The sequence below is a fragment of the Grylomicrobium aquisgranense genome (assembly GCF_033971865.1).
Classification (GTDB): Bacteria; Bacillota_I; Bacilli_A; order Erysipelotrichales; family Erysipelotrichaceae; genus Bulleidia; species Bulleidia massiliensis.
In genome coordinates, this window is record NZ_JALBUR010000021.1 from 1 (window position 1) to 24,233 (window position 24,233).

The window sequence follows — 24,233 nt, forward strand, 5'->3', positions numbered from 1 at the left end:
AGATAAAGAATTCAGGAAATTCTGATTAACGAGCATATCATCACCTCAACTGAAGTCATGATAAGTTATAGATATTAACTTGATGTACTTGTTCGGGTACATCAACTATTTATTTGAAAATAGCGTTGTAAGAAAAAATTTGTAAGAAAAAAGCGGATGATTACTCATCCGCTTGCAGTGGAGCTAAGGAGGATCGAACTCCTGACCCCCTGCTTGCAAAGCAGGTGCTCTCCCAGCTGAGCTATAACCCCATACGATGAAGTGGGCCTGAATGGACTTGAACCAACGACCTCACCCTTATCAGGGGTGCGCTCTAACCACCTGAGCTACAGGCCCATATCTCATCGAATGCTTGTCTATAATACCAACGGCTGCATATTCTGTCAATAATAATTTTCACGAATTTTACTTGGCCACTTTTTCTCTGCAGGATTGTCTTTTGCTGGAAGTGTCCAGGATCTGTCAGGACCGTGATAGGCATGCATGCGGTTGAGAGGACATGACGATTGTGGTAGAGTAATACCCATTCAGGAGGATGTATGAACAGCTTTATTAACTGGTTCATGTCCACGGTTGGACAGCATATTTCAGCGGAATGGTCAGTCTTTCTTGTGTCGATGTTTCCACTGGTGGAGGAGCGCGGCGGGCTGATTGTTGCCAGACTGCTGAATATTCCGCTCTGGAAGGCAGTAATCTTCTGCGTGGCTGGCAATATTCTGCCAATTCCTTTTATTCTTCTTTTGCTGAAGAAACTTCTTCATTTTATGGCGGATCACCATATGGGAAGGCTGGCAGACTGGCTGGAAGCCAAGGCTGCCAAAAACAAGCCGAAAATTGACAAGTATGGCTTCTGGGGACTGATGCTGTTTGTTGGCATTCCGCTGCCTGGCACAGGTGCATGGACGGGTTCTCTGGTTGCGTCTGTTTTTGATATGGATATGAAGAAGGCAAGTCTTTCTATTCTGCTTGGCGTCTTTCTGGCAGCGGTGATCATGTCACTGGTGTCCTATGGTGTTCTTGGTTCGTTCCTTTCCTGAAGGAACTTTTTTGTCTGGAGGCAAAGTAATGTTTATCAAGATTGAAAAGATCCATGTTCTGGCACCGGAGGACTGCGGCATACAGGATGTTTTGGTATGCAATGACCGGATTGTCAGAGTGGACAGGCAGATTGATTTTTCCTGGGACAGAGATGGTCTGATCGTGATTGACGGACGTGGGAAGCTGCTTGTGCCTGGCTTTATTGACCAGCATGTGCATATTATCGGAGGCGGCGGGGAAGATGGTTTTGCGTCTTTGATTCCGCCGCTGCAGATGACGGACTGCATCCGCTATGGGGTGACGTCTGTTGTCGGCCTTCTTGGCACTGACAGCAATGCCAAAAGTGTACAGGAACTTGTCGCCAGGACAAAGGCATTGCGGGAAGAGGGCATGAGCGCATGGTGCCTGACCGGCTCCTATGCATATCCCAGTACGACACTTACCGGATCGGTCGCAAAGGACATTGCATTTGTCAGTGAGATCATCGGTGTCAAGATTGCCATCAGTGACCATCGTTCTTCCAATGTCAGCAGGGAAGAGCTTGCCCGTCTGGCTTCACAGGCAAGAACGGCAGGCCTGCTGGCAAAGAAGCCGGGTATTGTGCATATGCATACGGGACGTGGGAAGAAGGGATACAGTGATGTGCTGGACATTGTTCATCATACGGATATTCCGATCAGTCAGTTCCGGCCAACACATGTGGCCAATGCTTACCAGGATGCCCTGCAGTTTGCCAGTGAGGGCGGCTATATTGACTTTACCAGCGGCAATGATACTGCCGGCACTGCCCATCTGATGGCCCAGGCGCGTGAGAAGGTGCCATGGGACAGGGTTACGCTTTCTTCTGATTCCAATGGCAGTTTTCCGGTTTGGAGTGAGGACAAGAAGCTGATTGGCATGGGCATAGGAAAGATGGAGACGCTGTTTGATACAATACGTCATCTGGCCATTGATGAGCATCTTCCTCTTTCTGAAGCCCTGAAGCCAATTACCAGCACGGTTGCCGGGGCACTTGGCTTTTATCCGCACAAGGGATGCATCAATGCAGATGCAGATGCAGATCTTGTCATATTAAAAGATGATCTTTCTCTTGACAGTGTGATTGCAAGAGGAAAGATCATGATGCAGGATGGCATAGTGACAGCAAAGAACTATTATCAGGGTCTCTAAGCGTGGGCAAGCGCGCGCAGCTTTTCACGGTCAGTGACGAGCAGCTTTCCGCGCCCCAGCCGTTTCACAGCACCTGCTTTTTCAAACTTTGCAATGACGCGGGATACAGTTTCTGGACGCAGACTGATGGAGGCGGCAATATCTTCCAGCTTGAGTTCAATCTCTTTGCCAATGCAGCGGGCATCCCGGAACAGCAGAAACTGTCCTACCCGGTCATCCATGGCATGCAGGGACAGCAGGTATGCCTTCTCATTGGCATCCTGCAGTTCAGTTGACAGCATTTCTATCAGATACAATGCTGTGGTAGGGTGTGCGACCAGCGTTGACAGGAAATCTTCACGCTGGATCAGACAGAGAGAGACATCGGTGAGAGCAACGACATCGTAGTGATAGATGTGATCTTCCAGAAACATGCCGTGCCAGATTGCCTGACCGTCATGAAGGACATCCAGAATATGCTCTTCACCGTTTGTGTCAATCCGTCTCGTTTTGACTTTACCGCTGCGGATGATCAGAATGGCATTGATTTCGCTGTTCTCTTCTGCCAGAATGGTCCCTTTGGGACGCTGTATATGCCTGGCATTTTCAACCAGAAATGCCTGATCTTCTTCTGGCAGCTTCTGAAACAGCCGGATGGAATGTGTGCAGTACTCATTTTTTGCCCGATAGGGGCATTCATGGTCAATATCCATATAATAAGTATAAGTAAAACAAAATGAAGCATCAAACAAAATGGACAGTCAGAAAAAAAGAAAAGCCCTGAGACAAGGGCTTTGTGAGGTGCCGACTATCGGAATCGAACCAACGACCTACTCATTACGAATGAGTTGCTCTACCAACTGAGCTAAGTCGGCAAATGACAGCTTTGATATTATAATCTAGGAGAATGTTGTTTTCAACGTGAAAGGGAGGAAAAGGAATGCGAATACTGATCATTCGTCATGGGGAACCGGATTATGCACATGATTGCCTGACAGAAAAGGGATGGCGTGAGGCACAGTATCTGGCCAAACGGCTTGCGAAGGAACAGATTGACTGGTTCTATGTGTCACCGATGGGCAGGGCACAACAGACAGCTTCCTGTACATTGCAGGCAATGAATCGTGAAGCGGAAACGCTGGACTGGCTGCGGGAGTTTCAGGTACCGGTGATTCATACGGGCGATACGGTACCAACCCGTCCGTGGGACTGGATCCCATCGGTATGGGTGAAGGATGAGCGCTTCTTTGACAAGGAATGCTGGACGCAGAACCCTGCTTTTGAGCAGGCTGATCTGAAGGAAAAGTATGATCATGTGATTGCATGTTTTGATGCGCTTCTGGAAAAGCATGGCTATCGGCGGGACGGCTATCTGTATGATGCTGTTGACAGCAGTCATGAGACGATTGCACTGTTCTGCCATTTTGGGCTGGAGTGTGTTCTGCTCAGCCATTTGCTGAATGTTTCACCGATGGTCCTGTGGCATGGCTTTTGTGCTGCGCCAACGAGTGTGACGGAAGTATGGACGGAGGAACGCGAACAGGGAACGGCATCGTTCCGGATCAGCAAGTTCGGGGACATTTCTCATTTGTATGTGCATGGTGAACAGCCTTCTTTTATGGCACGCTATTGTGAATGCTATGGGGATGTGCAGGAGCACTGACACATGTCTTGTATGCGTCTGCGGCGTGTGATACTGTAAGTCAGCGATGATAAAGGGGATACAGAATGAATGCAAAGAAGCTGAAAGCATTGCTTACGATTGACTATGCCGGAGTACAGGGATTTTATTCGACAATGTATGCTGGCATTGGTGCTTTTGTTTCGGTGTTTCTGCTGGCCAATGGCTTTTCCAATACGGAGGTTGGCCTGGTTATGTCCGGGGCAAATCTGTTAACGGTTCTGTTTTCACCGGGGCTTGCCGATTTCGCTGACAGGACAAAAAAGATTACACTGACCCAGCTGATCTCTCTTTTTTCTTTTCTGACTGGTCTGATGTGCATCATTCTGATGGTGCTGCGCGGTCACACTGTGGCATTGTTTGTCTGCTATATGCTTGCCCTTGTCTTTGATCTGGTGATGCCGCCGCTTGTCAATGCCCTCGTCTTTCAGATTGAAAGCTACGGCATTCATCTGAATTTTGGTCTGTGCCGGGCGGCGGGCTCTCTTCTGTATGCCATTATGACGGCCGTACTTGGGGTGGTGACAGAGCGTATGGGCATCAATTCCATTCCCGGCTCTACCATTTTCTCGCTTGCCCTTTTGCTTGCCAGCCTGTTTCTGCTCAGACACCATATGGGTTTTCTGCATGGCAGCAAAACGGTTGAGAAAAAGGAGGAAGAACGCATCACCCTCAGAGATTTCATCAGAAACAACAAGGCATTCCTGGTTCTGAATATCGGCATCATGATCATGTATTACTACAACTATATTATCGGATCATTTATGCTGCAGATCATTACGCCTCTTGGAGGTACTGTAAAGGATATGGGCAATCTGTTTGCACTTGGTGCTGCCATGGAGATTCCTGCAATGGTGAGCTTTGACTGGCTGCGGAAGAAGGTTTCATCTGCCCGTGCCCTGCAGATTTCTATGGCTGGCTTCATGCTGAAGTCACTGCTTGTGCTGGCTGCTGGTAATGTTGCGCTTGTTTATGTATCACAGGCACTGTCATTTATTGCTTACGGACTGTTTTATCCGGCTATTGTACAGTACACCGGTGAAAGGATGAAAGCGGGAGAGGCGGTCAAAGGGCAGTCTATGTTTACGGTCATGATGACGGCTTCCGGCATTATTGCCAATGTCAGCGGAGGCATGGTTCTGGATGCTTTCGGACCGCACCTGCTTGTTCTGCTTTGCTTTGTGCTGTGCGTGACAGGCGGGACGATTGTACTTTTCATGAGCAGCAGGGTGCCTGTCAAAGCATGATGATGCTTTGCACACCTGCATGCTTTTTTATCTTTTTTCCGATGAAAGCCAGTGCAGGGTTTTCAGGATGATTTTTGGAGCTGGCATGGGGAGAGCAGGGCTGAGCTTAGAAAATGAATCTCTTTTTAAAGATATAGTCATGATGACAATAAATAATAGTCATGATGACTATACAAATGCATGGGCAGGTTGTATAACGGAACATGCTGAAAAGGAGAGGGATATATGGAAAAAGTAAGGGAATATCTTGCCAGCAAGGATATTGTGTTCTCAGCGGATCGCTATCTGATTGATGCGATGGGTGCTATGGCGAAAGGACTGTTTGCTTCACTGCTGATTGGTACGATTCTGTCTACGGCAGGAACACAGCTCCATCTTGGCTTTCTTTCGGATATTGGCGCCTATGCTTCAGGGGCTGCCGGGGCGGCCATGGCTGCTTCGATTGCGTTTGCACTGCATGCGCCGCAGCTTGTTCTGTTTACGATGGTGGGCGTTGGTGCAGCCGCCAATAAGCTGGGCGGCGCCGGCGGTCCTCTGGCTGTCTATATCATTGCTATTATTGCAACAGAATGCGGCAAGCTTGTCTCCGGCGAAACAAAAATTGACATTCTGGTCACGCCGGCAGTCACGCTGATTGTCGGTGCCGGCCTTAGCATGCTTTGGGCACCGGCAATCGGTGCTGCTGCTTCTTCACTTGGCTCCATCATCATGTGGGCAACGGAACAGCAGCCATTTGTTATGGGCATGATTGTAGCAGTAATCACCGGCATCGCTTTAACCCTGCCGATTTCTTCTGCAGCGATCTGTGCTGCGCTTTCTCTGACAGGGCTTGCCGGAGGTGCCGCAGTTGCCGGATGCTGTGCACAGATGATCGGCTTTGCCGTGATGTCTTTCCGTGAAAACGGCGTGGGCGGACTGGTATCCCAGGGCATTGGCACGAGCATGCTGCAGATGCCCAATATCATCAAAAATCCGCGGATCTGGCTGCCTCCGATCTTTGCCAGTGCCATCACTGGCCCACTGGCCACATGCGTGTTCCATCTGCAGAATAATGGACCTGCAGTTTCTTCCGGCATGGGTACCTGCGGCTTTGTCGGGCAGATCGGCATCTATTCCGGCTGGGTCAATGATATTGCCAATGGTGCAAAGACCGGCATTACCGGCATGGACTGGCTGGGAATGGTATTGATCTGCTTTGTTCTGCCGGCACTGCTGTCGGTGGTGTTCTGCCGCCTGGAAGAACATTTCGGCTGGATCAAAGACGGTGATATGAAGCTGCAGTAAGATGCGGATATCGCCATTGTTTCCGCTGCTGTTCAGACAGAGTTCACAAAGAGGGGTTACCATGGTTATGCAAACATGGAAGGAGTGAGTGACATGTCAGAAAGCAAAGACAACGAAAAGAACAATGCAGGTGAAGAAAGCAGGGATGCGTCATCTGCTGAAGAAGAAGTTTCATCATCTGCGGCATCGGAAAAGAAAAGTGCTGCACCGCAGAATACTGAAATAACAGAGCAGCAGAAGCAGGCTGACCAGGAAAGCAGGAAAGATCAAGCGGAATCAAAGCCGGATGATGTGAAGGCGGAATCACCGCAGCCTGCAAAACCTGCAAAGAAGAAAGGCAGCCACAGGAAGATCTGGCAGATTGCCGGTATCTGCGTGCTGTGCTTTGGCTGTGGCTTTCTGGGCGGTGTGACTGCCAATTATATAGGTCCTGGCCATGCGCAGAAGGAGACAGCTTCTTCTGACCGGGATGATCTGGAGAAGATCTTTGGCCAGCTGCCTGAGCAATGGGATGATGGTTCTGACAAGGCCCCGGCACAGAGTACCCAGGGTGCGGATGACGATCAGGATGATTCTGACAATCCGTTTGCGTCTCAGGCTGCTCTTGGCATTACGGTGCAGCAGGTACAGGCTTCGGATGATCAGGAAGGCGGTGTTTACGTTGTATCGATTGCCGATGGATCCAATGCGGCAGATGCCGGCGTCAAGGTTGGTGACCGCATTGTCAAAGCGGACAATACGGAGGTCACTGGTGTCAGCGCATTAGCAGAATATATCGCCGGCAAGGATGTTGGTGATACGGTAACACTGACTTTGAAGCGTGATGGTCAGGAAGTAACGGCGGATGTGACTCTGATTTCGAAGAACAGTGTTGCTTCGCAGGATAATCAGAAAGCCTGAAGAAGAAAGATGCATTGGCGGAAAGATGGTGTACAGCCATCTTTTTGTTTTCTTATAATTGACTGTGCAAGGAGGGAAAAGAGATGAGCGATGCGCTGCAGGAGTATCAGAAAGCCCGCCGGGAAGGAGAACGGGCTCTTCGGCACGGACATGGGCTGCCGGTACTGGATGAACTGGTGCATGGCACCTGCCGGCAGGTGCCGCTTGGCGTAATGGAAATTCCACTGTCACTGGTGGCGGGAACCGTAACGGCTATGCGGACGGTTTCATTTGCGGACAATTATATGCCAGTCATGGCAGAAAGTACTGAATTCGCCCGCAAATGGATGAATGTGTATCAGGTGCAGACGGAAGATGGCATTGACGATCCCGTTCAGGTCAGAGAATATCTTGGCCGCTTCTATGTGCAGGAGGGCAACAAGCGTGTGTCAGTGATGAAATATCTTGGCAATCCTTCCATCATGGCGGATGTCACCAGGGTGATGAGCGATCACATGCCGGCGGTCTATGAGGAGTTTCTGTCCTTCTACAGGGTCTGTCCGATCTACAATATCCAGTTTACAAAGGCCGGCAGCTATAAGCGTCTGGCGGCTCTGCTGGACAGGGATCTTGTGACGCCCTGGCCGGATGATCTGATTCATACTGTGCAGGGCGGCTTTTTCCGCTTTGAGAGTGTCTATCAGGAAATCAGGAGCGACAAGGTTTCTCTCTGCGCCAGTGATGCCTTTCTTCTGTATCTTCTGACCTATCAGTTTGACAGTCTTCTGGATTATTCCCGTTCTTCTGTTGCCCGCCGGATCATTGGCATGCAGAAAGAACTGATTCTGCGCTCAGAAGCGGATGCCGGCGTGCAGATGATGCCGGAAGATCCCAGACAGAAGCGCTTCAGCCTGCTGAATTTCAGCCCGGTTTACACTGAGAAAAATCCTCTGCAAGCAGCTTTTATCTATCCTGTCCGGCAGAATGACAGCGCGGTGTCTGATCATGAAATCGGCAGAATATATGTTGAAAATGTGTTTGAGGGCATTGTCAGAACGATGGTGTATGACGGCTGCAGCAGTGATGAACTGACGGAGGCAGCCTTTGCGGATGCGGCAGGAAAGGGAGCACAGGTGATCTTTACAACCAGCATTCTGCAGCGGACAGCTGCTCTTCGTCAGGCGATTCTGCATCCGGAAATCCAGGTATACAACTGTTCATTGTTTCTGGAGAATCATACGCTGCATTCATATGCTACCCGTGATTTTGAAGTGAAATTTCTGATGGGAGCGCTGGCTGGGCAGCTGAGTGAATCAGGCCGTATCGGCTATGTAGTGCCTTCGCCTGTCTATGGTACAGCTGCAGAGCTCAATGCGTTTGCCATCGGTGCCCAGATGATCAGGCCGGATGCGTCTGTCATGGCCATCTGGGCAGACCGCAGGGATGCGGACAGCAATGCCCTGCTTGCCCGGGAACATATTTCAATCTATGCAGCCAGGGATCTGATTTATCCTGACAATGATGAACCGGCATATGGGCTCTGCCGCAGAGAGGATGGCAAAGTGGTTCATCTGGCCGCGCCGGTGCGCAACTGGGGAGCTTTCTATGAAAAGCTGATCCGCGGCATTCTGGCGGGCGAAAAGCCCGGACGCAACAGTCAGTGGTGGGGTATCAGGTCCGGTGTGCTTGATCTGCACTGTTCTGATCAGCTGCCTCCTGCTTCTTTCCGGCTGGTGGATGCGCTGCGCTGCAGTCTGCGCCGGGATGATTTTTCAATCTTCAGCGGTTTGCTGAAGGACCAGGAAGGCAATGTCAGAAACAGTACAGGAAAGCTGGACGCAAAACAGATTCTGGAAATGGACTGGCTGTATGAGAATGTTGAGGGAAAGATGCCGGATATGCATGAATTTGATGAAGAGACGGCGGCGGAGATACGCCGGATGGAGGCACAATGAAACTGCTTCTGCTGGCAGATATTGAGGACAGGGGACTGTGGGACTATTGGGCACCGGAGAAAACAGCAGGTTATGATCTGATTGTATCCTGCGGTGATCTTTCACCGGATTATCTGGAGTTTCTTACCACCGTAGCCAATATTCCGCTGCTGTATGTGCGCGGCAATCACGATTCTCTCTATGATCATCATCCGCCGCTGGGCTGTATTGATATTGATGATACAGTTTATAACTTTCATGGCCTGCGGATTCTGGGACTGGGCGGATCCATGCGCTATCATGACGGTAAAGATATGTATACGGAAAAGCAGATGCATAAGCGCATCCGGCATCTGGAAGGCATGCTCAGGTTTACAGGAGGCTTTGATCTGTTTGTGAGCCACGCCCCATGTCTTGGCTTTGGGGATGGAAAGGATCCTGCCCACCGTGGTTTTGCCTGCTTCAATGATCTGCTGACAAGATGGGGGCCAAAGTACATGGTGTATGGCCATGTGCATGCCAGCTATGGCGCATCGTTCCAGCGTGAGATCATCCATCCGGCCGGTACGAAGCTGATCAATGCCTGCGGCCGCTATCCGCTTGTTCTGAGCGGCTCTGACTATCCGGCTGAGGGTAGAACCGGCAGCCTGTTTTATGATCTGTATATCCGGCGCACCCACCATCTGTCTGTGTAGGGACCAAAATAAAACAGCGGCTTCTTCCTGTGAGGGAAAAGGCCGCTGTTTTGCGTAACACATTCAGCTTACTGTGTAGTTGAGATCCCAGTTACCGGCATTGTCCAGCAGGATCCACAAAGAATAGGAACCAGCCGGCAGATCCACCGTCTTAGTGGTATCAAACGGGGTTGACTCATGAAAGACATTGGCGACGATTTTGCCATCACTGTCTACGACATCTGCGCGGTAAGTGCCGCTGCCCTCCATCTTTCCATAGACGGTAATGGAGGATGTGCAGGTAAAGTCAAACTTCTCAGTTGGCGTATAGTCTGCCTTTTTGCCGGCAGAAGAAGATGATGATGATGAAGAACTTGCCGTTGGTGTTGGCGTTGCTGCAACAACATCGGCATCTTTCTTCTCCACGTCGCCATCTTCCAGGATTTCAAACGTATAGGAGAAACTCTGGTTGGCTGTCTTTGCTGTTGAGGGATACTTGTAGGAGCCTTTGGCGGATGCTGTACTGCCGGACAGACTGAATTCTGTGGCAGTCATATCAGCATAGACCTGTGCCTTGGTGCCATAGGAAGCGTTGAGATCAGTGTTGATGATTTCCAGCATCTCCATTTTCTGAACATAGGTCAGCTCAGTTGGGGCTGGCGTCGGTGTTACACTCGGGGTGGGACTTGCCGCTATGGTTGGCTTTTCAATATCAGTTTTATGATCGCCGCAGCCTGTCAGAATCAAAAGGCAGGCACATACGGCCGCAAATGGGACCTTTTTCATGTGAATTCCTCCGTGCTTGGTACCGCCTAATGATACACCTGCACGGCATTCTTTTCATGGCAGACTTCCAAAGACTGCCTCTGACACCGGTTTCATGCCTGTACTCATGCAAAAAACCTTTTGCTGGAGGCACTTTCTGTATTAAGATAAAGGCACGGATACGCGGACAGAATACACAATGAGATACGGATATGCTGTTTTAGATGATGATGAAGTTTTTGAGACTTCGAAGAAATTGTTTTTTTCAAAAGTAGTTGATCTTGACCGCCTTTTTGTTGATGTGGGGTCATCACGGCAACAGATGGAGCAGATGCTTTCCCTTTTGTCGTGGTCTGATACCCTGATGATGCAGGGCTATGACTGCAGTGGTCTTTCCTCGGAGGAGATGCGTGATCTGCTGGGGAAGCTGCGTGAGCGTGGCGTTCCTTTCCTGTTTGCTCAGGGCAGGGGTGCCAGCCAGCCAAAGGAAGAGAAAAAGCGCGGCCGCAAGAGCAAGGAGCTGGATATGGCATTGTTTGCTCAGTTGTGCGAGCAGCTTGTAAATAAAGAGATTACCAAGAAAGAAATGGCTGCGATGCTTGGTATTGCATATGCAACCCTGCAGCGCCATCTGCTTGAAAATGGCATTGTGCAGTGAGCGATGGAGCAGGAGGGATAATTGATGGAAGAGAAAGAACCGGTATATGTGATAGGCCATGTGCATCCGGATACGGATGGACCATACACACTGCAGAAGGATATTCTGTCAGGGAAGATGCAGATTCTGCCAAAACTGATAAGAGTAATTGAGGAGTAATACGGACAGTATACCCTCTTTTTTGTCTGCAGTCTGCCAAAAGTCGTAAATTTGAATATTACGCGAATATCTGCTAGAATGCGGATATGGAAATGAAGAGATGGAAAAATGATCTGATCATGATTGCAGGTGCCTGCATTCTGTCTTTTGGCCTGTTCAATGTCCATCAGCAAAGTGGTATTACCGAGGGCGGAGAACTGGGAACAGAGCTGCTGCTGAACCATTGGTTCGGCATATCACCGTCCCTGACATCAGCCATCTTTGATACAGTGCTGTATCTTCTCGGTGCCTTTGTGCTTGGCCGCGGCTTTGTACGCAATGCTTTTCTCTCTACTGCCTCTTTCTCCCTGAGCTACCGTCTGTGGGAATGGGTGGGACCAGTGTTGCCGGATCTGTCTGACATGCCACTGGCAGCTGCAGTTCTTGGCGCTTTGTTTGTCGGCTTCGGATGCGGCATGGTGGTCAGAATCGGAGGTGCCTGTGGCGGGGATGATGTACTGGCACTGCTGCTGCACAGAAAGCTCCGGCTGCCACTGGGCAGATGTTACTTTCTGGCGGATGCTGTGGTACTGCTGCTTTCATTGAGCTATCTGCCGCGGACAAACATTCTGTTTTCATTCGTGACGGTTACCTTGTCTTCCTGGCTGGTAGGCAGGGTATCATCTTTCCGCATTCCAGAGGATCTTGTCCCGGATACGTGAAAAAAAGAGGATTAAAGGCCAGAAGAAAAAGACGCCTGCGCAGGGCGTCTTTCATTTTAACCATGGATTGGCCGGATCCGGATCGGTAGGATCCCATCCGCGGCTGGCACTGCTGACATCAATCTTTTGGAAGTCAGGCTTGCCAAAAGGGCCTGGATTGCCGGCATCATCATAGAATTCCACTGTAGTGCCCAGAGGACAGTTAACATAGATCCATCTGGCACTGGCAGCCTGCAGCCGCACACAGCCAAGAGAAGCACTTGTTCCCAGCTTGTTGTATTCCTCATACTCCAGATCATCCGGGCTTTCTGAGAAGTATGGCACGGAATGAAACAGGATGTCATCAACGATATCCGTCACATACTGGCCGCTGGCATTGTCAAACAGGGCTCTCCATCTGGACTGGCCATAGGTCTGATATGTGCCAAGCGGTGTATCAGGACCGGTAGAACAGATAAATGCTTTATAGGGCAGAGAATAGTTTCCCGATGCATCCCGGGCATATACTGTGACGGTATTGGCCGCCCGGTTGACTCTGATCAGGTAAGGATGATCATCAGAGGCAGGCGTGACAACAGTAACCTGATAGGAAGCTGAGGCGGTATTGCCGCTGGCATCAGATGCTTCCAGAGTGACCTGATAGGTACCTGGCTGACTGGCATTGACATCGGATGTGATCTGCCAATGGCTCTGATCAATTGGGCCATCAACAGCATCTGTGATCCCGGCAACATTCCCGGCAGGATTAAAGTCTGCTCCCTGGGCAATCTGCAGATTATCTGTTTTCAGTGCAATGACCGGGGCTGCAGTATCTTCGACAGTGAAGATTACGCTGCGCTTCTTCAGTATTTCGCGCCCATAACGGTCACTGCTGCGCAGGGAATAAACAACCGGATAGCTTCCTGTCTTATCTGTATTGACACTTCCGGAGACAGACAGCGTTCCTCCGGATGCCGTAACAGCATCATACAGTGAAACAGAATCTCCTGCTTCAATGACCAACTTTGACTGATCAATACGGAGTATCATGCTGTTTTCGGCTTCCCGGTAAGCTTTGTGGTGCTGTATTCTGACCACTGTCCACCGTCCCGCCAGCAACAGTACAATTGCCAGCAGAAGAAACAGGCAGATACGTGCAAATCTGTAAGTATTTTTCATCGCCATACGATGATAGCATGCAAATCAGAGCCCGTAAAAACAATTGCTGTTTGTGCTATGCTAACAGCAGACGGAGGATTGAACAGATGACATATCAGGAGTTGCTTGCAGAAGCACGGAAGAAAGTCGGGCCATACTGCCATGCATGCCCGGTCTGTGACGGCAGGGCATGCGGAAGTCAGATCCCAGGTCCGGGAGCCAAAGGCATGGGTGATACAGCTGTGCGTAATTTTCAGGCCTGGCAGAATATCAGAATCAATATGAATACAATCGGGGAGGGCAGGGAGCCTGATCCATCACTGACACTGTTTGGCCATAAGCTGAAATATCCCATTCTGGCAGGACCGGTCGGGGCAGTTAATCTGCATTATGGCGACAGTCTGAATGATGTTTCGTATAATGATATTCTTGTCTGTGCATGCCGGGATGCGGGCATTGCGGCATTTACCGGTGATGGCACGGATCCAAAGGTCATGGAAGCGGCTGCCCAGGCGATCCGCAATGCCGGAGGAATCGGCATTCCGACGGTGAAACCGTGGGATATGGAGACGATTGAAGAGAAAATGGCACTGGTGGAAGAGTCAGGTGCTTTTGCCATGGCAATGGATGTGGATGCGGCAGGTCTGCCGTTTCTGCAGGGCAAGAATCCCCCGGCCGGGCCAAAGACCATTTCCCAGCTTCGCCAGATTGCAGAACGTGCAGGCCGGCCGTTTATCATCAAGGGAATCATGACGGTCAGAGGCGCTCTTGCGGCCAAAGAGGCAGGCGCATCTGCGATTGTGGTATCCAATCATGGCGGCAGGGTGCTTGATCAGACACCTGCCACGGCGGAAGTGCTTGCACAGATCAGGGATGCCGCAGGCAAAGAGATGACAATACTTGTGGATGGCGGCATCCGTTCCGGCACAGATGTTTTCAAAGCGATTGCTTTGGGAGCAAATGGTGTTTTGATCGCAAGGCCATTTGTGACGGCGGTCTATGGCGGCGGCAAAGATGGGGTGGCTTTATATACCGAAAAGATTGGCAGAGAACTCGTGGATACGATGAAGATGTGCGGTGTTTCCAGGCTGGATGAAATTACCCGTGAATGTCTGTTCCGGCCATCTTCAGATTTTTTCCGCCTGTGAGCAAAGGATAGAAAACAGGGACAGATGAAAGCAGAGGCTTGATTGATGCGCCGCGCATACCCTGTCTATAACCAAAACCTCAATGTTTGCACAAAGTGGCGTAGGCTTAGGCGGGGAGCTTCACATTCTGGATTTCAGACTGACAGATGAGGAAATGGCACAGATTGCCAGGCTGAACAAGGGTTTCCGCTACTATACCAGAACAGAAGAAGCACTGGCGAGGTTTGCTTCGTGGAAGCCCGCATATGAAGCTGCCTGAGACGGCATTATTTCAGAATGAGACAAACTGCTTTGCATTCTGCTGCCTGCAGAATATGCAGAGCAGTTTTCTTGAGATTTCACATTTGTTGTCCAAACAACATAATTAGTCATTCCAAACTCCTATCATAATGATGTAAAAAAGTGAAGGAGTCATGAATATGGCAAAAGAAATAGATCTGACAAAGTCGGTATATGAGCTGACAAATGAATATCCGGAGCTGATTGATATTATGGCGCAGCTTGGTTTTTCAGAGATTGTCAATCCTATGGTGCGCAATTCTGCGGGCAGGCTGATGACAATTCCGAAGGGTGCCTCTATGAAGGGGATCGATATGGCAAAGGTTGTCGGTGTGCTGATGCAGAATGGTTTTACTCTGGCTGGTGAGATGCCGGATGTTGGGGTGGTACAGTCTGCAAAGAAGAATGAAGAAGGCAATGCTGAAAGTGTGGGAGAGAAAAACAGCGAAAACCGGATGTCCTTGTTGAAATCCTATCTGCAGAGGCTGGCCAGCGGTGAGGAGCTGGAAAGTGTACGCAAGGATTTTGTGGAGAATTTCAAGGATGTGGATGCGTCTGAAATCATGAAGGCGGAGCAGGAGCTGATCAGGGAAGGTACGCCGCTGAATCAGGTGCAGAAGTTGTGTGATGTGCATTCTGCGCTGTTTCATGGAGCAACCAGAGAAGAGAAGATTGCAAATGCGGAAAATGCTGTGCGGTCTTCCCTGGTTTCGGATGGGATGGACCGCAAGGCAAAGGCGGCTGCTCTTGAGGCAGTTCCAGGGCATCCTCTGTATACTTTCACAAAGGAAAATGATGCCCTGGGATCTTTGCTGGATGCTTATGACAGGGATCATGATGCTGCCGTTCTGGCAAAGATCCGGGATGTTTCTATCCACTATGCAAAGAAAGGGGATCTGCTCTATCCGCATCTGAAGGTGAAGTATGATGTGACGGGTCCTTCTGATGTCATGTGGACTGTGGATGATGAAATCAGGGATGAGCTTGGTGCTATTTGCCGGATTGACAATCATGATGATGCCTGGAACAGGCGTGTTGATGCGGTACTGACCAGAATCCGGGAAATGATCTACAAGGAGCAGAATATTCTGTTCCCGATTGCAGCAGAAAAGTTTTCCGTGGAGGACTGGATCGGTGTTTATCAGGGCAGCAGGGACTATGCATCATGCTTTGGCGTGAACAATGAGACATGGCTGCCTGGTGAGCAGAAAAAAGCTGCCTGTTCTTCGGATCATACGGATGATATTCAGCTTGGAGGCGGTCACATGAGTGCTGCCCAGCTGACGGCCATGCTGAATACGATTCCGATGGAAATCAGCTTTGTGGATGATGGGAATATCAATCGTTACTTCAATGAGGGATCGAAGCTGTTCAAACGTCCGGCCATGGCGATTGACCGTGAGGTATTTACCTGCCATCCTCCCAAGATTGAACCGATGGTGCGTGCGATCATCGATGATTTCAGATCCGGAGGCCAGGACAAGGTACAGATCTGGATGAACAAGAACGGCAGATCCGTACTGGTAAGTTATATGGCTGTGCGCGATCATGAGGGCAATTATGTTGGCACGATGGAACTTGTGCAGGACATGGAGTTTGCAAAAGAGCACTTTGCCCGCAGTGCAAAATAAATCAGAGTTATAGATGGTCTGGCATTTCATGCAGGATGAATTCATTCTTCCGGCAGGAAATCAGACCGTCTTTTTTCATTTTGGAAAGCTCAGCAGACATGGCACTGCGGTCAACCCCAAGATAATCCGCAAGCTGCTGGCGGTCAAAAGGAATGACAAAATGAGCGCTGCCATGGATCATGGCCTGCTCAGACAGATAGGAAAGCAGCTTTTCACGTAAGGATCTTGGCGCTGTATGCATCATCCGCTGAGACAGATTCAGGCTTTTTTTTGCCTGGATGGACAGCAGATTGTGGATCAGCCGGTTGTGAAAGGCACATCCATTCTGGCAGGTTGTCAACAGCTTATTCAAATTGATGAACAGGATTGTGCTTGGCTCACAGGCAACGACATCACAGAGCAGTTCTTTGCCAGGAATCGCTGCATAGTTTTCCCCGAAGATTTCGGCCTGACTGGCATGGCCAAAGATACGGCTCGTTCCCCAGTAGAAGTTGACGATGATATTGACACCGCCGGACTCAACCAGACCAATTTCCTGGATGGTGCTGCCTGCCCGCAGGATCGTTTCATTCTTGTCATAGGACTGCTCATGGGCATCCAGGCAGGAAAGCAGATGCGTGATTTCCTCTTTTCGGATGCCGTGGAACAGATTGGTGTTGGTCAGAAACATTTCATTCATAATATTCTCCATTTGTTGTCATAACAACATATATGTTGTGTATAGCATAGTATCCTGTTCACGTAAGGTCAACAGGAGGACCGGTAAGATGGAAAAATATGTCAATGGTGAAACACTGATTGGTGAGATTGTGGCAAAGTATCCGGCTTGTGTGGAGATTCTGATGGATGCCGGCATGCACTGTCTGGAGTGTGCTGCTGCTTCTGGTGAATCCCTTGAGGATGCCTGTGCAATGCACGGCCTGCCTTCTATGGTGATCGTCAATATGCTGAATGAGTCTATTGCTCTGCAGGAGAATGCCTGATATGAGCATGACGCTCGGACCCATTCATTACTGGCTGTATGGCAAGATTGCCAATCAGGAGGAATTGACAAAGTTTCTTGCTGAGGGGGCAAGGGAACAGGGAATGTCACTGGCTGTAAGCCGCTATACCAGAAATCTGCCGCCACTTGAAGAGATCATTGATCCCATGAATATCCACGGTTCTCTGCAGGCAGCCATCGATGATGCGGAAAAGCGGTATGCAGATCTTGTGCAGGATCTTTTAAAAATGCATGTGGATCCTGCGGATCTTGCCAACTGTGCGCAGGAATTTGGCAAAAAGCATCCCGTTACTGTGGATACACCGGAAGAAGTTTTCCGTGCCTTTGAGGATTTCTTCCTGGATGGGATGCCCTGCGATCATGTCAATCAGGTGAGTGACAGTTCTTCGGCTTCATTAACATGGGAAATCACAGCGGATGTACACAGTACTTACTGGCAGGAAAATGCGGGCATGTATCAGAAACTGCGCCTGGCCGTTATGAACGGCATGCTGGCAGCTGGCAGCTTTAAGGCCGGAATGCCGGATGGTGCTCATGGCATCATTGAAAGGAAATAAGAACATGAAAGCAGATGCAGGTAAAGTGTTTTCGATCCGCAATGAGAATGCCCCGGTTCCCGGATGCACGGTTTCCGGTCAGATCATTGCCGGCCGTAATCCGCTGACGGTTTTCTCACTGGGAGCCCATACAGATATCAGTGCTGAGATTCATCCCTATCACAAGCTTGTGATGGTGCTGCAGGGCAGCGTGGAAGTCTATGGCAGTGATGGCAGCAGCGTGCATGTCAAAGCAGGTGAAAGTGTTCTGACGAAGATTCATCAGGCGGTTGGTTTCCGCACAGATGAAGATACGGTTTATACAGAGCTGGCAGTCCAGCAGGAGGATGTTATGAATCAGGCTATTCAAGCAGGAAAAGTATTCAGATTTGCCGATCTGGTTCCTTATCAGGACGGAAAGATCGTCAATATGGATATTGTTCACAATGACACCATGAAATTTGTGGTCATGGCTTTCGATGAAGGTACCGGTCTCAGTGAGCATGCGGCGCCGGGTGAGGCGTTGATCTTTGCCCTGGATGGGGAGGCAACCATTACGTATGAAGGCGTACCGCATGTCATTCACGCCGGTGAGAATTTTCATTTTGCCAAGGGTGGTCTGCATGCCGTGCAGGCAGATCAGCGCTTCAAGATGGGATTGTTATTAACTCTGCAGAAGTAGATGAAGAAGGAGAATAGAATGGATGCAAAGATGTTTTGTTATCAGTGCCAGGAGACTGCTGGCGGCAAGGGATGTGTGTATGCCGGAGTCTGCGGCAAGCAGCCGGATGTAGCAGCGATGCAGGATCTGCTGATCTATGCAAGCAAGGGATTGTCCCAGGTCACAACAAGGCTGCGCCAGGAAGGCAAGGCTGTAAGCAGGGACGTGAATCATCTGGTGACTGTCAATCTGTTTACGACGATTACCAACGCCAATTTTGATAAGAATGCCATCATTGACAGAATTGTGAGGACTCTGGCTGTCAAGGAGGAGCTGCTTGGCCAGCTTGACAGCAAGGAGGGGTTGCATGACGCGGCCGTATGGAACGGGGATGAGGCATCTTTTGATGCTAAGGCGCATTCTGGCGAGGTTGGTGTTCTGGCCACCAGAAATGAGGATATTCGCTCTTTGCGCGAGCTGATTACCTATGGTCTCAAGGGTCTGGCTGCCTATATGAAACATGCCAATGCCCTTGGTTATGAGAATGAAGAAATTGATGCCTTTCTGCAGGAAGATCTGGCCAAGCTGCTGGATGACGACATGGACGTGGATGCCTTGACGGCATTGACACTGAAAACTGGTGAGTATGGTGTCAAGGGTATGGCTCTGTTGGACGAGGCTAATACAGGCACCTACGGAAATCCGGAAATCACTTCTGTTGATATCGGGGTCAGAACAAATCCGGGCATTCTGGTTTCGGGTCATGATCTGAAGGATCTGGAACAGCTGCTGGAACAGACCCAGGGTACAGGTGTGGATGTGTATACGCATTCTGAGATGCTGCCGGCGCATTATTATCCTGCCTTCAAGAAGTATCCTAACTTTGCCGGCAATTATGGCAATGCATGGTGGAAGCAGAAGGAAGAGTTTGCGTCCTTCAATGGTCCGATTCTGATGACAACCAACTGCATCGTGCCGCCGTCAGATTCATATAAGGACAGACTGTGGACAACTGGTGCAGCCGGCTATCCGGGCTGCCGTCATATTGATGGTGCCTATGGTACGGTCAAGGATTTCTCTGCTCTGATTGCGCAGGCAAAGACATGTCAGCCTCCGAAAGAAATCGAATCTGGTTCGATTGTTGGCGGCTTTGCCCATGCTCAGGTATTCGCCCTGGCAGATAAAATTGTTGAGGCTGTCAAGAGCGGTGCAATCCGCAAGTTTGTTGTCATGGCTGGCTGCGATGGCCGCATGAAGTCACGTGAATACTATACTGAGTTTGCAAAGAGACTGCCGAAGGATGTTGTGATACTGACCGCGGGATGTGCAAAGTATAAGTACAACAAGCTGGATCTTGGCGATATCAATGGTATTCCGCGGGTTCTGGATGCCGGCCAGTGCAATGACTCCTACTCTCTGGCTCTGATTGCCTTGAAGCTCAAGGAGATTTTCAATCTGGCAGATATCAATGATCTGCCGCTGGCTTTCAATATTGCCTGGTATGAGCAGAAGGCTGTCATCGTTCTGCTGGCTCTGCTGTCCCTTGGCGTCAAGAATATCCATCTTGGTCCGACACTTCCTGCCTTCCTGTCTCCAAATGTGGCCAAGGTTCTTGTGGAGAATTTCGGCATTGCCGGCATCGGCACAGTCGATGATGATCTCAAACTGTTCTTTGGCAAGCAGTCATAAACAGTTCATCACATCTTTTCATAAATACAGCGGGGCCCGCCGGCCCCCCTTTTATGTATGGAATGCGCTATCATGACAGGTATGAATACAAGCAATGAGAACAGAAGAATTGGCTGTATCTTTGATGCGGATGGAACTTTGCTGGATTCGATGGGATTCTGGCAGGCTCTGCCTCAGCGTTTCCTGGAAAGCCGGCAGATTGCGGCCCCGGCAGACATCAGCAAAGTACTGGCAGATATGTCATTGCCAGAGAGTTGTGCCTATCTGCATCAGCAGTATCTGTCAGAACGATCGGCAGAGGATATCCGACAGGAAATTACTGCAATGATTCGGCAGGCATATGCAGAGCAGATCACGCTGAAGCCAGGCGTTCTGGCATTGCTTTCTGGTCTGCAGGAAAAGGGCATTGTAATGTGCGTGGCTTCAACCAGCGATCAGTTGCTATTGGAGATGTGCTTTCAAAGACTTGGCATCGCATCCTTTTTCGAAGCTGTTATTACGCCGGGAAAGGAGAATACGGACAAGTCCGGGCCGGATCTGTATGTGCGCGGTGAAACTGTCATGCACACGGCTGCTTTCAATACCTATGTGTTTGATGATACACTGTTGCCGGTAAGGACGGCGAAGAAGGCCGGATACAGGGTAATTGCCGTCCGTGATGTCTGGTCCCGGTCTGACTGGCCCCTGATGGAAGAAACTGCTGATCTTTGCGTAGATGGTCTTGTGGAGCGTGACAAAATTTTTGCCTTCATGGGCGTAAATAAAAATTCAAAAGAATTTTAAGATTTCACTTGATTTTTTGTAAACGATTACATATCATAAAGATGTAAGTTGTAAACGATTCCAGTAACGTTTCCATCCGGAGGGAAATGAAGGAACGTACAACCATGATTGAAAAATCAGGAGGAAAACATGAACAAGAAAGGTTTTGTAGCATTGGCATTATCTGCTGCTATGCTGGCTGGCTGTGGAGGTTCTTCTTCTGCTGCTGCAGCATCTGCAGATTCCGGTAAGGGAAGCGTCTATTATCTGAACTTCAAGCCTGAAGCAGATGAGTACTGGCAGGATCTGGCAAGTGAATACACCAAGGAGACTGGTGTTAAGGTCACTGTTCTGACAGCTGCTTCCGGTGAGTATGAGAGCACCCTGAAGTCTGAAATGGCTAAGTCTGAAAAGCCGACACTGTTCCAGGTAAATGGACCTGTTGGTCTGGCTTCCTGGAAGGACTACTGCTATGATCTGAGCGGATCTGATATTGAGGGTCAGTTGTCAAACAAGGCATATGAGCTCAAGGATGGCGACAAGGTCGCAGGCATTGCATATGTTACTGAGGCTTATGGCCTGATCACCAACAAGGCACTGCTTGAGAAGGCTGGCTATTCTGTTGATGATATCAAGAGCTTCGATGATCTGAAGAAGGTTGCTGAGGATATCACAGCTCGCAAGGATGAGCTTGGATTTGCAGCATTCACTTCTCCAGGCATGGATTCTTCCAGTGACTGGCGTTTCAAGACACATCTGGCCAACCTGCCGATCTACTATGAGTACAAGGATGCAGGTGTCGATGATGAGGAAGAGCTGAAGGGTACATATCTGCCGAACTACAAGAATATTTGGGATCTGTATATCAACAATTCCACGGTTGATCCTTCTCAGCTTTCTACTGCGACTGGCGATCAGTCTGAGGCTGAATTCGTTAATCAGCAGGCTGTCTTCTTCCAGAATGGTACATGGGAGTATGACAAGGTAAAGGCAGTCGGCGATGACAATCTGGCTTTCCTGCCGATCTACTTCGGCGTAGATGATGCCAATGAGGGTCTGTGCATGGGTACTGAGAACTACTGGTGCGTGAACAGCCAGGCTTCTGAGGAAGACATCAAGGCTACTCTGGATTTCATGAACTGGTGCGTTACATCTGATGAGGGTGTCAAGGCTATGACAAGCGGCGACAAGATGGGCTTCAACATTCCGTTCAAGTCCAATCCTGAATCTTCCAACGTTCTGTTCAACCTGGCAAATGCGAATACAGGTACACCGGTATCCTGGAACTTCACAACAATGCCTTCTGAGGAGTGGAAGAACACACTTGGCCAGGCTCTGACAGTTTATGCGGCTGACCAGAGTGATGCCAACTGGGATCAGGTCAAGAGTGCATTCGTTGATAACTGGGCAGCTGAAAAGAAGCTTGCTGCTTCCAATAACTGAGTTTAATTGATTCACAACGCAGACAGGCCGGCAGAATCTCTCTGCTGACCTGTCTTTCTTCACACTGAGCGAGGCAATATAAGATATGCAGAAAAACATCAAAAAATACTGGCCTGTCTTCACAGTGCCAACGATGGCTGCCTTTGCCATCGGTTTCCTGATTCCGTTTATTCTTGGTATCTATCTCTCCTTTACCAAGTTCACAACGGTTAAGGATGCCAGATGGGTTGGTATATCCAATTACATTACGGCATTCAAAGATACCACTTTCGTTCATTCCTTCTGGTTTACAGCTGCCTTTGCAGTCGTGACGCTGGTTTTGATCAATGTCATCGCCTTTGCACTGGCAATGGCACTGACCAAGGACCGCCATGGTACGAATATCTTCCGTACGGTTTTCTTCATGCCGAACCTGATCGGCGGCATTGTGCTTGGCTATATCTGGCAGCTGATCTTCTCTGGCATTCTGGTTCATTTTGGCACTGCCCTGAACCTGAATACAAAGCTTGGCTTCTGGGGACTGGTCATTCTGGTCTGCTGGCAGCAGATCGGCTATATGATGATTATCTATATTGCTGGTTTCCAGGCAATTCCAGGCGATGTGCTGGAAGCTGCCGAAATCGATGGCGCCAACAGCCGTCAGATGCTGTTTAAAGTCATTATTCCGATGATGATGCCAAGCATTACAATCTGCACATTCCTGACAATTACCAATGGATTCAAGCTGTTTGATCAGAACCTGGCTTTGACCGGAGGCGCGCCGATGAAGCAGACAGAGATGATGGCATTGAACATTTACAACACATTCTTCGGCCGTGTCGGCTTTGAAGGCGTCGGCCAGGCAAAGGCAGTTTTGTTCTTCATCCTGGTTGTCGTCATTGCCGGCATTCAGCAGAAACTGACAAGGTCCAAGGAGGTACAGCAGTAATATGAATCAAAAAGGTAAATGGTATGGCACAACATTCCTGACATTCCTCTGTGTCTTCTGGATTATGCCGGTACTGGTTGTGCTCTGGAATTCATTTAAAGACAAGAATGCGATCAATCTGCAGCCATTCAGGCTGCCGACGCATGAGACTTTCATCGGTGCTGAAAACTATGCACAGGCCATCAACAAGTATGGGCTGTTAAACTCTGTTGGCTGGACCGTATTTATTACCGTATTCTCCGTTGCGGCTATCTTGCTGTTTTGCTCAATGACCGGCTGGTATATTACCAGAGTCAATTCAAAGTGGTCTAAGATCATCTATATGCTGTGCATATTCTCCATGGTTGTACCTTTCCAGATGGTCATGTTCACATTGTCTTTGGTCGCCAATATGCTGCATCTGACCAATCCGTGGGGCATCATTATTGTGTATCTTGGCTTTGGAGCAGGACTGGCTGTGTTTATGTTTACAGGCTTTGTCCGCTCTATTCCGATTGAGATTGAGGAAGCTGCCATGATCGATGGCTGCACACCGCTGCAGACATTCTTCAAGGTTGTTATGCCGATCATGAAACCGACCTATATTTCAGTAGGCATTCTGGAAACGATGTGGATCTGGAACGACTTCCTTCTGCCGTATCTGGTACTGGATATCAAGAAATACAAGACCATCTCGATTGTGATTCAGTATATGAAGGGCTCCTATGGTTCTGTTGATATGGGTGCCATTATGGCTGCACTGATTCTTGCAGTGATTCCGGTAATTATCTTCTATCTGAGCTGCCAGAAGTATATTATCAAGGGTGTAGCAGCAGGTGCTGTCAAAGGATGATTTTAGAATTGAGGT

The 24,233-nt window shown here is 49.4% G+C and carries 27 protein-coding genes and 3 tRNA genes; 23 read left to right on the top strand and 7 right to left on the bottom strand.

The window, feature by feature from the left end:
* Nucleotides 1-178: 178 nt before the first annotated feature.
* Nucleotides 179-251: transfer RNA gene (locus tag MOZ60_RS08125), tRNA-Ala, on the bottom strand.
* 11 nt (nt 252-262) lie between these two features.
* Nucleotides 263-336, bottom strand: a tRNA-Ile gene (locus tag MOZ60_RS08130).
* 203 nt (nt 337-539) lie between these two features.
* Between MOZ60_RS08130 and MOZ60_RS08135 the strand changes: the two genes are divergently transcribed.
* Both MOZ60_RS08135 and iadA read left to right on the top strand, forming a co-directional pair.
* Nucleotides 540-1,037, top strand: coding sequence for a COG2426 family protein (locus MOZ60_RS08135; protein ID WP_108774441.1), 498 nt, complete (start codon nt 540-542; stop codon nt 1,035-1,037).
* A gap of 28 nt (nt 1,038-1,065) precedes the next feature.
* Nucleotides 1,066-2,208 (top strand): beta-aspartyl-peptidase, encoded by a 1,143-nt coding sequence (gene iadA / locus MOZ60_RS08140; protein ID WP_370596299.1) that lies wholly within the window; start codon nt 1,066-1,068, stop codon nt 2,206-2,208.
* Here the strand turns inward: iadA and MOZ60_RS08145 are convergent.
* Both MOZ60_RS08145 and MOZ60_RS08150 read right to left on the bottom strand, forming a co-directional pair.
* On the bottom strand, nt 2,205-2,900 hold the full coding sequence (locus MOZ60_RS08145; protein WP_370596300.1) for a Crp/Fnr family transcriptional regulator: 696 nt from the start codon (nt 2,898-2,900) through the stop codon (nt 2,205-2,207). The genes iadA and MOZ60_RS08145 overlap by 4 nt on opposite strands.
* 89 nt (nt 2,901-2,989) lie before the next feature.
* Nucleotides 2,990-3,062 (bottom strand) — tRNA-Thr (locus MOZ60_RS08150).
* A 65-nt stretch (nt 3,063-3,127) separates the two neighbouring features.
* Here MOZ60_RS08150 and MOZ60_RS08155 point away from each other — a divergent pair.
* The 7 genes from MOZ60_RS08155 to MOZ60_RS08185 all read left to right on the top strand — a co-directional run bounded on the left by MOZ60_RS08155 (nt 3,128) and on the right by MOZ60_RS08185 (nt 9,907).
* Complete coding sequence (locus tag MOZ60_RS08155) at nt 3,128-3,850, top strand: histidine phosphatase family protein (RefSeq protein ID WP_370596301.1); 723 nt, start codon at nt 3,128-3,130, stop codon at nt 3,848-3,850.
* Between the two features lie 65 nt (nt 3,851-3,915).
* The gene (locus MOZ60_RS08160; RefSeq protein WP_370596302.1) at nt 3,916-5,115 is read left to right on the top strand and encodes an MFS transporter; all 1,200 of its coding nucleotides are present in this window, start codon (nt 3,916-3,918) and stop codon (nt 5,113-5,115) included.
* A 19-nt stretch (nt 5,116-5,134) separates the two neighbouring features.
* A complete protein-coding gene (locus MOZ60_RS08165; protein ID WP_370596303.1) occupies nt 5,135-5,353 on the top strand; it encodes a hypothetical protein in 219 nt (72 codons plus the stop codon).
* Entirely contained in the window at nt 5,341-6,399 is a 1,059-nt protein-coding gene (locus tag MOZ60_RS08170) for a PTS sugar transporter subunit IIC (protein WP_370596304.1), read from the top strand. Before MOZ60_RS08165 ends, MOZ60_RS08170 begins: the two co-directional genes overlap by 13 nt.
* A gap of 93 nt (nt 6,400-6,492) precedes the next feature.
* A complete protein-coding gene (locus tag MOZ60_RS08175; protein ID WP_370596305.1) occupies nt 6,493-7,299 on the top strand; it encodes a S1C family serine protease in 807 nt (268 codons plus the stop codon).
* An 83-nt stretch (nt 7,300-7,382) separates the two neighbouring features.
* Nucleotides 7,383-9,233, top strand: coding sequence for a BMP family ABC transporter substrate-binding protein (locus MOZ60_RS08180; protein ID WP_370596306.1), 1,851 nt, complete (start codon nt 7,383-7,385; stop codon nt 9,231-9,233).
* The gene (locus tag MOZ60_RS08185) at nt 9,230-9,907 is read left to right on the top strand and encodes a metallophosphoesterase family protein (RefSeq protein WP_277654860.1); all 678 of its coding nucleotides are present in this window, start codon (nt 9,230-9,232) and stop codon (nt 9,905-9,907) included. Before MOZ60_RS08180 ends, MOZ60_RS08185 begins: the two co-directional genes overlap by 4 nt.
* A 63-nt stretch (nt 9,908-9,970) precedes the next feature.
* Here the strand turns inward: MOZ60_RS08185 and MOZ60_RS08190 are convergent, their stop codons facing one another.
* Nucleotides 9,971-10,672, bottom strand: a complete 702-nt coding sequence (locus tag MOZ60_RS08190; protein ID WP_277635406.1) for a hypothetical protein — start codon at nt 10,670-10,672, stop codon at nt 9,971-9,973.
* Nucleotides 10,673-10,973: 301 nt separating this feature from the next.
* Here MOZ60_RS08190 and MOZ60_RS08195 point away from each other — a divergent pair, with 301 nt between their 5' ends.
* From MOZ60_RS08195 to MOZ60_RS08205, 3 genes are all read left to right on the top strand, one after another.
* The gene (locus MOZ60_RS08195) at nt 10,974-11,309 is read left to right on the top strand and encodes a hypothetical protein (RefSeq protein ID WP_277635405.1); all 336 of its coding nucleotides are present in this window, start codon (nt 10,974-10,976) and stop codon (nt 11,307-11,309) included.
* 24 nt (nt 11,310-11,333) lie between these two features.
* On the top strand, nt 11,334-11,468 hold the full coding sequence (locus MOZ60_RS08200; RefSeq protein WP_370596307.1) for a hypothetical protein: 135 nt from the start codon (nt 11,334-11,336) through the stop codon (nt 11,466-11,468).
* A gap of 86 nt (nt 11,469-11,554) precedes the next feature.
* Nucleotides 11,555-12,169, top strand: a complete 615-nt coding sequence (locus MOZ60_RS08205; protein WP_108774429.1) for a YitT family protein — start codon at nt 11,555-11,557, stop codon at nt 12,167-12,169.
* Nucleotides 12,170-12,220: 51 nt separating this feature from the next.
* Here MOZ60_RS08205 and MOZ60_RS08210 read toward each other — a convergent pair whose 3' ends face one another.
* Nucleotides 12,221-13,198, bottom strand: a complete 978-nt coding sequence (locus MOZ60_RS08210) for an immunoglobulin-like domain-containing protein (RefSeq protein WP_370596308.1) — start codon at nt 13,196-13,198, stop codon at nt 12,221-12,223.
* A 215-nt stretch (nt 13,199-13,413) separates the two neighbouring features.
* On the opposite strand from MOZ60_RS08210, the gene MOZ60_RS08215 reads away from it, so the two are divergent.
* From MOZ60_RS08215 to MOZ60_RS08225, 3 genes are all read left to right on the top strand, one after another.
* On the top strand, nt 13,414-14,454 hold the full coding sequence (locus MOZ60_RS08215) for an alpha-hydroxy-acid oxidizing protein (protein WP_370596309.1): 1,041 nt from the start codon (nt 13,414-13,416) through the stop codon (nt 14,452-14,454).
* 82 nt (nt 14,455-14,536) lie between these two features.
* A complete protein-coding gene (locus MOZ60_RS08220) occupies nt 14,537-14,713 on the top strand; it encodes a hypothetical protein (protein ID WP_370596310.1) in 177 nt (58 codons plus the stop codon).
* 160 nt (nt 14,714-14,873) lie between these two features.
* Nucleotides 14,874-16,364, top strand: coding sequence for a DUF438 domain-containing protein (locus tag MOZ60_RS08225; RefSeq protein ID WP_370596311.1), 1,491 nt, complete (start codon nt 14,874-14,876; stop codon nt 16,362-16,364).
* A gap of 7 nt (nt 16,365-16,371) precedes the next feature.
* Here MOZ60_RS08225 and MOZ60_RS08230 read toward each other — a convergent pair whose 3' ends face one another.
* A complete protein-coding gene (locus MOZ60_RS08230) occupies nt 16,372-17,043 on the bottom strand; it encodes a Crp/Fnr family transcriptional regulator (protein ID WP_370596312.1) in 672 nt (223 codons plus the stop codon).
* Nucleotides 17,044-17,131: 88 nt separating this feature from the next.
* On the opposite strand from MOZ60_RS08230, the gene MOZ60_RS08235 reads away from it, so the two are divergent.
* The 8 genes from MOZ60_RS08235 (at nt 17,132) to MOZ60_RS08270 (ending at nt 24,218) form a co-directional block, all read left to right on the top strand.
* Complete coding sequence (locus MOZ60_RS08235; protein WP_108774425.1) at nt 17,132-17,347, top strand: DUF1858 domain-containing protein; 216 nt, start codon at nt 17,132-17,134, stop codon at nt 17,345-17,347.
* A gap of 1 nt (nt 17,348) precedes the next feature.
* Nucleotides 17,349-17,924: a hypothetical protein gene (locus MOZ60_RS08240; protein ID WP_370596313.1), complete on the top strand. Its 576-nt coding sequence runs from the start codon at nt 17,349-17,351 to the stop codon at nt 17,922-17,924.
* Nucleotides 17,925-17,928: 4 nt separating this feature from the next.
* A complete protein-coding gene (locus MOZ60_RS08245; protein ID WP_277009826.1) occupies nt 17,929-18,585 on the top strand; it encodes a cupin domain-containing protein in 657 nt (218 codons plus the stop codon).
* Nucleotides 18,586-20,253 (top strand): hydroxylamine reductase, encoded by a 1,668-nt coding sequence (gene hcp / locus MOZ60_RS08250; RefSeq protein WP_370596314.1) that lies wholly within the window; start codon nt 18,586-18,588, stop codon nt 20,251-20,253.
* A gap of 72 nt (nt 20,254-20,325) precedes the next feature.
* Entirely contained in the window at nt 20,326-21,036 is a 711-nt protein-coding gene (locus MOZ60_RS08255; protein WP_370596315.1) for an HAD family hydrolase, read from the top strand.
* 129 nt (nt 21,037-21,165) lie between these two features.
* Entirely contained in the window at nt 21,166-22,458 is a 1,293-nt protein-coding gene (locus tag MOZ60_RS08260) for an ABC transporter substrate-binding protein (RefSeq protein ID WP_370596316.1), read from the top strand.
* Nucleotides 22,459-22,543: 85 nt separating this feature from the next.
* The gene (locus MOZ60_RS08265; RefSeq protein ID WP_277009815.1) at nt 22,544-23,386 is read left to right on the top strand and encodes a carbohydrate ABC transporter permease; all 843 of its coding nucleotides are present in this window, start codon (nt 22,544-22,546) and stop codon (nt 23,384-23,386) included.
* A 1-nt stretch (nt 23,387) separates the two neighbouring features.
* Complete coding sequence (locus tag MOZ60_RS08270) at nt 23,388-24,218, top strand: carbohydrate ABC transporter permease (protein WP_370596317.1); 831 nt, start codon at nt 23,388-23,390, stop codon at nt 24,216-24,218.
* Nucleotides 24,219-24,233: the final 15 nt, after the last annotated feature.